Here is a 9,603-nt window from a genome sequence, read left to right as displayed (position 1 = left end):
TACTACCAAGCCATGCCCATGATGAAGGAGGAGCGTCTACTTCCCCTCGTGCAGCGCTTCTCTGAACTCCTTCACGCACACCACGTCTTCCGGCAAGCCTTCGGTTTCATATGAGGGGATAGCTCAGGGTCCGCACCCCGGCCCCTGTCCCTGGGGGGCGCTACTTCGTGAGCACGTCCACGCGGAGGCTGACGATGTTGACGTTGGTGACGCCCTCGATCATCACGTAGGCCTTGCCCGCCGCGGGATCGACGATGGAGCAGACCGCGGGAAGCGAGACATTGCTGTCCGCGGTGCATTCCACCGCGTTGGGCACTTCCGGCGCGCTTCCCTGGCGCACGTAGACCTTGAACTGGCCGTTGATGCCGGCCGGCTTCGTGGCCGTGACCTGGAGCCGCTTCTTGCCCGCGGGCACGTCCACTTCGTACACGGTGCGCGACAGCTGGTTGATGCCCGTGGTCACCGTCGTCGCGAGGGGCAGGGGGTTGCTGTAGTACGCGAGCAGCGTGACGTTGGAGTACGCCTCGAATCCGTAGAGGAGGACGTAGTACCACTGATCATCCTCGACGCTGGTGGTGTAGACGCAGTTCTCCGTGCTGCCGTAAGCGTCGCTCAGGCAGTCGTAGTCGGTGAGCGTGGGCTCGTAGTACCGCTTCACGTAGAGGTCCGCGTCGCCGCTGCCCCCGCGCAGCGTGAAGCTCAGCTTCGCCGCGGGCGCCGGGTTGACCAGGGTGAAGGTCTGCAGCGAGCCCAGCCCGCCGGACACCGTCACGGGATAGCCGTTGTAGATGTTCGTGGTGAGCGCATTCGCCTGCGACAGCAGCTCGGGCGCCACCTGCGGCGGGGCCTTGCCCTCGGCGCCGGGAAGGGGCTCGCCACAACCGATGCTGAACAGTGAGGCCAGGGCAAATGCGGAAACCGCTCGGGTGAAGTGCATGGATGCTCCGTGTTGGGTGGAGCACGCAGCGTAGGGAATGGCCCGTACTGTCCGAGGTCACAGTCCCGCAAAGCCATTCTTCGTGGGCGGAGCAGTCCAAGAGCCATCAGGATGTCAAGGTAGGAACCTTCTGTTCAGAATCGGCAGCCCTCCCAGTGGAATGTAAGAAATCCAGTTTGTTCGGTTTGTTCTCGGATGTAGTGTTCGTGCCTGTGGATGGGGCCATCCATTCGGGGCGTCCCCGACTGACCGAGAGAAAGACCAACCATGAAGAAGCTGCTCCTGGGGCTCATGCTGGCCGCGGTTCCGCTGGTGGGATGTGGTACGGGCGTGGAGGACTACCCGTCCGACAACGCGGAGATGATCTCCACCGAGTCCGGTCAGAGCATCATCCTCGACCACAACCCGATGACGTCGTCGGACGAGGCGCTGGCTTCGATGGAGTCGCCGTCCGAGGTCTCGGCGATGGGCCCGAACTGCTGGGTCACGCTCCTGTACTGTAAGTGGCCGGGCACCGACATCGGCGTCTGTAAGGACAACGGCAAGTGCACCGCCGCGCAGCTGCGCAATAACTGCATCGCGCTCTACAACAAGACCTGCTAGGCCTTTCAAAGGCTTGCAGCAGTCCAGGAAGCCCGGCGCCCACGAGGGAGGCCGGGCTTCTTGTCTGGGCGCCTACAGCCCCGTGCTCTTGAGCAGCATGTATGCGTTCTCGCTGGGGAAGAACCCGGACGAGTAGATGTTCGCGTCCGTGACGAAGGCCTTGTCGCCCAGGATGGCCAGCTTCGGTCCGGTGGTGGAGCGGATGAACAGCGGCACCGCCAGCTGCGTCTCCGGCCAGCGCACCATGCCGTCCGTGCCGAAGGACGTGTCCAGGTCCCCATTGGCCAGCAGGCGGAAGAGCACGGGCTTCGCGTACACGTCCGCGAAGACGAGGATCTTCCCATCCGCCTGGATGCGCAGGCCGCTGACGTCCACCACGTCGAGCACACCCACGGGCGCGGTGAGCTCCCGCACGCCCGCGGGGCCGAAGGTGACGTCTGGCTTGCCGTCAGCCGTGTACGCCACGAGCTTGAGCACGCCGTGCGTTTCACCGCCGACCTTCGCGTCCTGTCGTTCGCCCGCGAGCAGCAGGCCTCCATTGGGCCGCGCCACCATGGCGTGGGCCTGTCCGTCCTCGCTCTTCGCGAGGCCGCCGGTCCCGAACGTCATGTCCTGGCTGCCGCTGGAGGTGATGCGCACGGCCGCGAAGTGGTCACCCCCGCCCAGGACGACGCTGGAGCCCTGGAGCACCATGCCCTGCACGGATTCGGCATTCGTGTACGCGCCGCCAATCCAGCTGCCGGACGGGCTGCCCGCGGACTTGAAGGTCGTGTCGAGCGAGCCGTCCGCGTTGTAGCGGATCAGCGCGAAGTCCTCGTCCAGTCCGTCGGACTTGGTCAGGAAGCCGCCGACGTAGAAGCGGCCGTCCGCCAGGGGCAGGATGCCGCGGACGGTCCCCACGAAGTTGACCGAGTTCTCCTCGCCGAAGTGAAGGCGCGAGCGACCATTCTTGTTGAAGCTGGTGTCCAGCTGGCCGTTGGGCTGGAGCTTCACCACCGCGAAGTCACGCGAATCCGTCTTGTTTCCGCCCCGGGCGAAGCCCGCCACCAGGATGCTGCCATCCGCGAGCACCGCCACCGTGTCCGCGCGGTCGTCCTGCTCCCGCTGGCCGGAGACGGGGCCCTTGGCGGGACCGTCGAAGTCGAGCACCACGGAGCCCTGCGTGCCGAACGACGTGTCCACCTGACCCGACGCGGAGTAGCGCCGCACGAGCAGGTCCACGCCCGTGGTGGCCAGGTTCGCCTCGGTGGAGCCCACCACGATGAGGCCCCCATTGGACACCGCCAGCGCCCGGCCCTCCTCCGCGGGGAGCTTCGTGCCGGCATCGGTGGATGTCCCCGCGTCCGACTGCGTCCCTCCGTCCGGGGACGGGTTGTCGTCAGGGGTGCCGTCGTCGCCTCCGCAAGCCCCGCCGCCCACGAGCAGGGCGCTCGCGACCAGTGCCGCCCACGCAGCCTTCCGCACGCTGTGATTCATTCGAGATGTCCCTTCCGGCCTGTCCAGTGCCGCCGTTGCACCGGGGTTACGCCGTCAGGGGCATTTATTTCCTCGGCCGGGGTGAGCGCCGACCCCATCCCGGACGTCTTTCACGCGTAGTCCGACCTCAGTTGCTGTTTCAGCGTGTCATCCAGATTGATCTGCGCGGACAGGAGCTCCCAGTAATCCGGCCCGCCCACGGTGGGCGTGTCGAGCGTGATTCGTCCGGCCACCCGGTCCAGGTCGGTGATGAATCCGGAGGCTTCGGGGCCGGAGGCGAAGACGTCCTGCGGCTCATTGTCGAGCACGAGTTCGAAGGGCCGGGGAGCACCGGGGCGCAGCTGTTCGCGCTCATCAAGCTCCATCCGCCGCCGGAAGTCCGGCAGGTCCGCCATGGCCTCTTCGAGGAGGGAGCGCGCCGCGTCGAAGCCCACGTCGTTGAGGGGGGAGTCGTCCGTCCACAGGGAGAAGGCCTTCTCGACGCCGTCGACGGTCCAGGGCTCGGAGGGATGGCCCGGGTCGAAGGTGAGCGGTTCCATCAGCGCGCGGTCTCCGTAGCGGGCAACGCCATCCACGATGACGAGGCGCACCTCTTTCTCCGTGGCGGAGATCAACGCGTCATAGGGGTCGCCGTCGGTGCCCGCGATGACCAACAGGTCCGCGAGGGCGTTGGCGCGGAGGGTGCCCAGCTGGGTCTGCCACCCCGTGACCCGGGCGGCGTCCGCCGTCACCGAGCGCACCAATGTCTTCGAGGACAGGGACACGCCCTGTCGTGCTGCTTCGTGGCGGGCGACCTTCAGCTCCTGGAGGAGGTTCTTGCTGCCGGTGGGGGACCAATCACAGCCCAGGGAGAACGTCACGCCCGCGCCGAGCAGGTCCGCGATGTGCAATGTCTGTCCATACAACAGCAGGTTGCTGAAGGGGGACCACACGACCTTGGCGCCCATGGCGGCCATCCTGTCCAGGTCCGGTCGCTGCAATCCCAGACTGTGGATGCCAATCAGTGAAGGCTGGACGAGGTCATGGTCGGCCAGGTCGGCGTAGCGGCGGTGGGCGTAGTCATCCACGCCTTCGCCCAGGTGGTAGAAGTACGCGGCGCGGGACTTCAGGGCGTCGCGGAAGGATTCGATGTCCTCGGCGTCGTCATGCAGGTCCATCACGCGGGTGCTGCCCGCGGGCAGGTGGTCGTCGCGAGGTTCCTCGACGTTGCGCATGGCGCCCCGGAAGAGGGCCTCTCCGCCGGACACGCGGGTCCGGATGCCCTGGCCGGTGGTCGTGCCCGCAAGAAGCGCCTTGGCTTCGATGTAGCGGACGACGGCGCGGGCCGAAGGGGAGTGGCCAGCGAGCACGCGGATGGGCAGGGAGATGCGCGTGGCGTATTCCGCGTGGCGTGGCCACTGGGTGCGGTTGAGGTAGCGCTTCGGCACCCGCCACAGCGTGAGCACGTCGTAGACGAAGTGGTTGTGCAGGTCGATGAGCCCCGGATACAGCGTCCCGCCGGTGTCGATAGTGGGGGCGTTCCGGAAGGACTCGGGGAGGGGGCCGCCCGACGGCTCGACCGCGACGATGCGGCTGCCACGGACGAGGACGCGCCCCCGTTCAATCACCTCGTCCCGGGAGTTGAGCGTCACCACCCGGCCTTCCAGGACGTAGCGGGGGACTGCTTCGGTGGGCTCGGGTGCTCCGGCGTTCATGGCTCGCCTCCCATGGCGGTGGGCCTCCCGGACTCCGGGGAGGAGCTACCGGCGGCCCCAGCAGCTTGAAGATAGGGACGACGGAGCCGGGAGGGTGGGGCGAGGGCGGGGCCGAGGGCGCCGCCCCGCGCCCGCTTCCGCCTCCGCGCGGAGCGAGCGGCGTCCGACCTGGGTCCCTCTTGAATCCATTCTCATATACATTCGAGTAAAATGAGATAGACGTGAAAAACGCTTCACGTTCTCCTTGGCACCCTGTACGGAGCGCCCCGCACCTCCACAAGGATTGCCATTACCCCCATGCTCAAGTTCTCATCATTCGCCATCATCGCCGCGCTCGGTCTGAGCGCTTGCAGTGAAGAGGATCCCGTCCCGCCTGTTGAGAAGTCGCGAGAGGAGCGGGTCAACGAGCACATGGAGTCGCTGCGAAGCGACGCCACTGCGCTCGGGACCTTCCTTTTCGAGATGCCCAAGGGCGGCGACCTGCACAGCCACACCTCCGGCGCCATCACCACGGAGAAGCTGATTGCGTGGGGCTCCGAGGACGGCGCCTGCGTGAACACGACGACCTTCGTGGCCAGCAACCCGTGCGCGGCCGGTTCGGTGCCCCTGTCCCAGACGGAGAGCGACCTCGCCCTGCGGGATGCGGTGCTGAGCGCCTGGTCCATGGAGGACCACCCGGGGCCCCTGCTGACGGCGCATCAGCACTTCTTCGACGCCTTCGGCAAGTACGGCGCGGTGCAGAACGACTCGCGCAATGACGACAGCTACGCGGACATCCTCTCGCGCGCGGGCAGGCACCATCAGGTCTACGTGGAGCTGATGCAAGGCTTTGGCGCGGGCCGGGGTGGCAGCCTCGCGACGCCGCTGTTCACGTCCACGGACGCCTGGGACAAGGCGACCCTGCTGGCCAAGCGGCAGCAGCTCATCGCGCTGCCGGATTTCCAGAACGCCCTGACGGCTCAAGCCACCAGCATCGCGAACACCCTGACGGGCACTCGCACCCTGTTGGGGTGTAACACGGCCCAGCCGGACCCTGGCTGCGGCGTGGAGGTGCGGCTCATCGTCTCCGCCAACCGCACCGCGGACCGGACGAATGTCTTCGGACAGTGGGTGTATGCCTATGAGCTTGCCCAGAAGGTGCCGGAGATCGTCGGCGTGAACCTGGTGTCCCCGGAGGAGAACGCCAACTCCCTGGCCTTCTACCAGGATGAGATGTTCGCCCTGGGCACGCTCGACGACTTCAATGACCAGGAGGTCGGCCGCAAGCTGGTCCATGTCTCGCTGCACGCCGGGGAGCTCATCCCGGCGGTGCTCACGGCGCAGGACCAGCAGCACATGACCTTCCACATCCGCGAGGCCGTGGAGAAGGCCCATGCGGAGCGCATCGGCCACGGCGCGGACGTGCTCGCCGAGACGTCTGGCGATGGCGCCGCGGACCTGCTGCGCGACATGCATGACGCGGGCGTGATGGTGGAGATCTGCCTGACCTCCAACCGCGTCCTGCTGGGCATGTCGGGAGAGGCGCACCCGCTCGCCGCCTATCTGAAGAACAACGTGCCGGTCGCGCTGTCGACCGACGACTCGGGGATCCTTCGCGGGGACATCACCCAGGAGTACGTCGCCGCCGCCACGGACCAGAAGCTCGAGTACAAGACGCTCAAGCAGATGGCGCGCGCCAGCCTGGAGCACGCTTTCGCGGAGGGCGACAGCCTCTGGGCCGCCCGGGATGACTTCTCCAAGACGGTGGCTGCCTGTGCTTCCGACAAGCCGGAGCAGACCGCCGTGTCCGCCGGTTGCAACAGCTTCCTGGCCGCCAACACGCGCGCGATGTTGCAGTGGAAGCTGGAGATGCAGTTGGCCACCTTCGAGCGCGTCATCGCCCCGTGAGTCACCGCCTTCGCGCCTCCACGTCAGGAGGCGCGAAGGCCGCTGGCGCTACCTCGTCTCCTGAGCAGCGCCAGACGGTGGCTCCAATCTGTCCAGCAGCCGGACCAGCTCCACCACGGAGCCCACGGCCAGCTTGGCCATGACGCGGCTCCGCTGGAAACGCACCGTCTGTTCAGCCGTGCCCAGCTCCGCGGCGATCTGCTTGTTGAGCAGTCCCCTCGCCACGCCCCGGCATACGTCCCACTCCCGGGGAGTCAGCGTGGAGAAGCGCAGGCGGAGCCGCTCTTGCTCGGCGTGGGCGGCCCTCAAGGTCCGGTCTCGCGCGAGCGCCTGGGACACCGCGGCCAGCAGTGCTTCGGTGCTGACGGGCTTGGGCAGGAAGTCCACCGCACCGGCCTTCATCGCCTGGACGGCGACGGGCACATCCCCATAGCCGCTGACGAAGATGACGGGGTGTCGCCATCCCGCCTTCCGCAGATGCTCCTGGAGCTCCAGCCCGTCGAGCTCCGGAAGGCGCAGGTCCATGAGCACGCAGCCCGGTCCCTGCCAGGGCTCGCACGCCAGCATCAACCGGGGATGCACGAAGCTCCGCACTGCGTAGCCTTCCGTGTGGAGCACGCGCTCCAGACTGCGAAGCACGGGCGGATCATCGTCCACGACGAAGATGGTGGGCCGGTCCGTGATCACGGCACACCGGTTCCAGGGGCCGTGAGCCAGGGCAGAAGGAAAGAGAGCATTCCCATGCATGGCCACCGCGATGACGCAGGCCACGCCTTCCGCCTCTGTCAATGCAACAAAGTGCTCAATGGCGGCGCCTTCGCGAAGGGATAGGAGTGCGTCACGGCCGCCTGGTTGTGTTTCTCAATTCCAGTGAATTGACCCGGGTCGGGCCTCCTGGAGCGCACCCTCATGGAAGACATGTCTCAGGCGCCGCGGCCCCCGGCCACCTGGCGCAGCCTGCTGTTCATTCCCCAGTTCGCTTTCGCGAACGCCGCGCGATTGGCGGCGGATTGCTTCATCGTCGACTTGCAGGACGCAGTGCCCCTGGCCGCGAAGGCCGCCGCGCGAGCGGGGCTGGTGGAGGCGTTGAAGGCAGGCACCTTCGCCGGGCGTCCGGTGGTGGTGCGCATCAACGAGGCGGCGCGTCCCGAGCTGCTCGACGCGGACCTGGAGGCCTGCATCGGGCTGCCGGGGCTGACGGCGCTGATGCCCACCATGACGACGTGTCCGGAGGACCTGGATGCGCTGCACGAGCGCATCTGCGTGCTGGAGGAGGCCCGGGGCCTGCCTCGGGGGCACACGCGCTTCCTGCCGCTCATCGAGACCCCGGCGGCCCTGCTGGAGGTGGGGCGGCTGGCGGTGGCGGGCGGTGGGCGTCCGTTGGGGTTGATGCTCGGGCACGGCGACCTCTTCCGGCTGACGGGCGCGCTGCCGCACGCGGAGCTCACGCTCGCGCATCCCCGGAGCATGGTGGTGATGGCGGCGCGCGCGGCGGGCATCGAGCCGTTCGATACGCCGTACACGAACGTCGCGGACCGGATCGGCCTGGAGCAGCACTCGGCGGATGGCCACGTCCACGGCTTCACGGGCAAGTGCTGCCTGCATCCGGATCAGCTCGACACCGTGAACCGTTGCATGACGCCCACGGCGTCGGAGCTGGCGTGGGCCCGGAAGGTGACGCAGGCGCAAGGGCAGGGTGCGCTGGCGACGCTGACGCGCAAGGTGCCGGGGCTCACGGCGCCCGGTGCTGGCGGCGCGGCGGGGACGGAGGGGATGGCTGTCGTTGACGGGATGCTCGTGGGACCGCCGCACCTGAAGGCCGCGCACCGGATGCTCGCGCTTTGTCCTCCGGCCGTGCTGGCCACGGAGGCGGAGCCACGGGTGCGGGGACGCCGCGTGTCGCACGCGCTCCACCGCCCGCCCAGCCCGGACGACGTGCTGCCCAATCCGTACGAGATGACGGCGACGGCGGGGATGCGCGACCTGTGGGTCCAGTGCTTCTATTCACACGACCGGGTGGTGACGAGCGCGCCGTTCGCGGCCCGGCTGGGGCTGTCCGGTCCGGACGCTCCGCCCCTGCCTTTCATGATGGGCCTCTATCTGGCGTGCAGCATGTCGAGCACGCACGGCGCCATCTATCACCTGGGCTTTCGCGACGCGCGGCAGCTCGCGCCGCTGCGGGTGGGGGACACCTTCCGGCAGGAGATCCAGGTGCGCTCGGTGCGCAACACCGGGGACGGCAAGCGCGCCGTGGTGACGACCCACCGCCGCATGCTGCGCGTGGGGGACGACGTCCCCGTCTTCACGTTGGACAAGCTGGAGCTGTATCGCCGCCAGCCGGAGTCCTTTGGTCCGTCTCCCTCCGCGGCGAATCAGGGGGCGGAGGAGCAGGAGATGGCCACGGCCTTCCGGGACGCGCTCACGCGGAGGCTGGAGGACGTGCCGCCGCGCGCCGCCTCCGCGACGTCGTTCGAGGAGGGCGAGGTGCTGTTGCACGGCTTCGCGAGGCCGCTGGGCGTGACGGCGAACCTGGCGCTTTCGACGCAGCTGTTGGTGACGCACCCCATCCACCTGGACCATCACCGCTTCGACCTGGGGCATGGCCGGGGCGTGGTGGTGAGCGGAGGGCTGGTGGTGTCCATGACGCTCGCGGCGGCCGCGAGGGACCTGCATGAGGTCGTCTGGGAGGAATTGCTCGCGGCGGACAACCTGCGTCCCGTGGCGCCGACCCAGACGGTGGGGGCGCTCTCGTATGTCCTCTCCCGGAGGCCGGTGGAGGGGCAGGCCCACCTGGAGGAGCTGGTGGTCCGGACGCTCGGGGTGACGGACCTCACGCCGTCCGAGGAACTGGCGGACACGGTCCTGCCCCGGGCGCTGTTCCACATCGAGGGGGAGCGCCCCTCCGCCTACGACACGTTCTGCCGGGAGCACGGGCTCCAGGCACTGGAGGGCCGCGTGGTGTGTGTGGCCACGCGGCGCCTCTTGCGACTCAAGGGCTGACCGGGG

The 9,603-nt window shown here is 68.0% G+C and carries 7 protein-coding genes; 3 read left to right on the top strand and 4 right to left on the bottom strand.

Going from position 1 to position 9,603, the window contains the following annotated elements; genetic code table 11:
• Positions 1 to 160: 160 nt before the first annotated feature.
• On the bottom strand, positions 161 to 937 hold the full coding sequence (locus tag D7Y04_RS45820; RefSeq protein WP_233601570.1) for a PPC domain-containing protein: 777 nt from the start codon (positions 935 to 937) through the stop codon (positions 161 to 163).
• Between the two features lie 267 nt (positions 938 to 1,204).
• Here D7Y04_RS45820 and D7Y04_RS25330 point away from each other — a divergent pair, with 267 nt between their 5' ends.
• Entirely contained in the window at positions 1,205 to 1,540 is a 336-nt protein-coding gene (locus tag D7Y04_RS25330; RefSeq protein WP_120580479.1) for a hypothetical protein, read from the top strand.
• A 72-nt stretch (positions 1,541 to 1,612) separates the two neighbouring features.
• Here the strand turns inward: D7Y04_RS25330 and D7Y04_RS25325 are convergent, their stop codons facing one another.
• Both D7Y04_RS25325 and D7Y04_RS25320 read right to left on the bottom strand, forming a co-directional pair.
• Positions 1,613 to 3,004, bottom strand: coding sequence for a hypothetical protein (locus tag D7Y04_RS25325; RefSeq protein WP_233601569.1), 1,392 nt, complete (start codon positions 3,002 to 3,004; stop codon positions 1,613 to 1,615).
• Between the two features lie 122 nt (positions 3,005 to 3,126).
• The gene (locus D7Y04_RS25320; RefSeq protein WP_121760946.1) at positions 3,127 to 4,710 is read right to left on the bottom strand and encodes an amidohydrolase family protein; all 1,584 of its coding nucleotides are present in this window, start codon (positions 4,708 to 4,710) and stop codon (positions 3,127 to 3,129) included.
• A 297-nt stretch (positions 4,711 to 5,007) separates the two neighbouring features.
• Here D7Y04_RS25320 and D7Y04_RS25315 point away from each other — a divergent pair, with 297 nt between their 5' ends.
• Positions 5,008 to 6,597, top strand: a complete 1,590-nt coding sequence (locus D7Y04_RS25315) for an adenosine deaminase (RefSeq protein ID WP_121760945.1) — start codon at positions 5,008 to 5,010, stop codon at positions 6,595 to 6,597.
• Positions 6,598 to 6,645: 48 nt separating this feature from the next.
• Here the strand turns inward: D7Y04_RS25315 and D7Y04_RS25310 are convergent, their stop codons facing one another.
• On the bottom strand, positions 6,646 to 7,284 hold the full coding sequence (locus tag D7Y04_RS25310) for a response regulator transcription factor (RefSeq protein ID WP_304988637.1): 639 nt from the start codon (positions 7,282 to 7,284) through the stop codon (positions 6,646 to 6,648).
• Between the two features lie 222 nt (positions 7,285 to 7,506).
• On the opposite strand from D7Y04_RS25310, the gene D7Y04_RS25305 reads away from it, so the two are divergent.
• Positions 7,507 to 9,597 carry a CoA ester lyase gene (locus D7Y04_RS25305; RefSeq protein ID WP_121760944.1) on the top strand — a complete coding sequence of 697 codons (2,091 nt, stop codon included), beginning with the start codon at positions 7,507 to 7,509 and terminating at the stop codon, positions 9,595 to 9,597.
• Positions 9,598 to 9,603 lie beyond the last annotated feature (6 nt).

It is taken from the genome of Corallococcus sp. AB038B (genome assembly GCF_003668955.1).
GTDB classification, from domain to species: domain Bacteria; phylum Myxococcota; class Myxococcia; order Myxococcales; family Myxococcaceae; genus Corallococcus; species Corallococcus exiguus.
This window is presented reverse-complemented; position numbering and strand designations above follow the sequence as displayed.

What these genes read in the sequence shown, in the direction of transcription:
- D7Y04_RS25315 (WP_121760945.1), top strand. Translation starts at nt 5,008, where the DNA reads ATGCTCAAGTTCTCATCATTCGCCATCATCGCCGCGCTCGGTCTGAGC.
- D7Y04_RS25305 (WP_121760944.1), top strand. Translation starts at nt 7,507, where the DNA reads ATGGAAGACATGTCTCAGGCGCCGCGGCCCCCGGCCACCTGGCGCAGC.
- D7Y04_RS25320 (WP_121760946.1), bottom strand. Translation starts at nt 4,710, where the DNA reads ATGAACGCCGGAGCACCCGAGCCCACCGAAGCAGTCCCCCGCTACGTC.
- D7Y04_RS45820 (WP_233601570.1), bottom strand. Translation starts at nt 937, where the DNA reads ATGCACTTCACCCGAGCGGTTTCCGCATTTGCCCTGGCCTCACTGTTC.
- D7Y04_RS25330 (WP_120580479.1), top strand. Translation starts at nt 1,205, where the DNA reads ATGAAGAAGCTGCTCCTGGGGCTCATGCTGGCCGCGGTTCCGCTGGTG.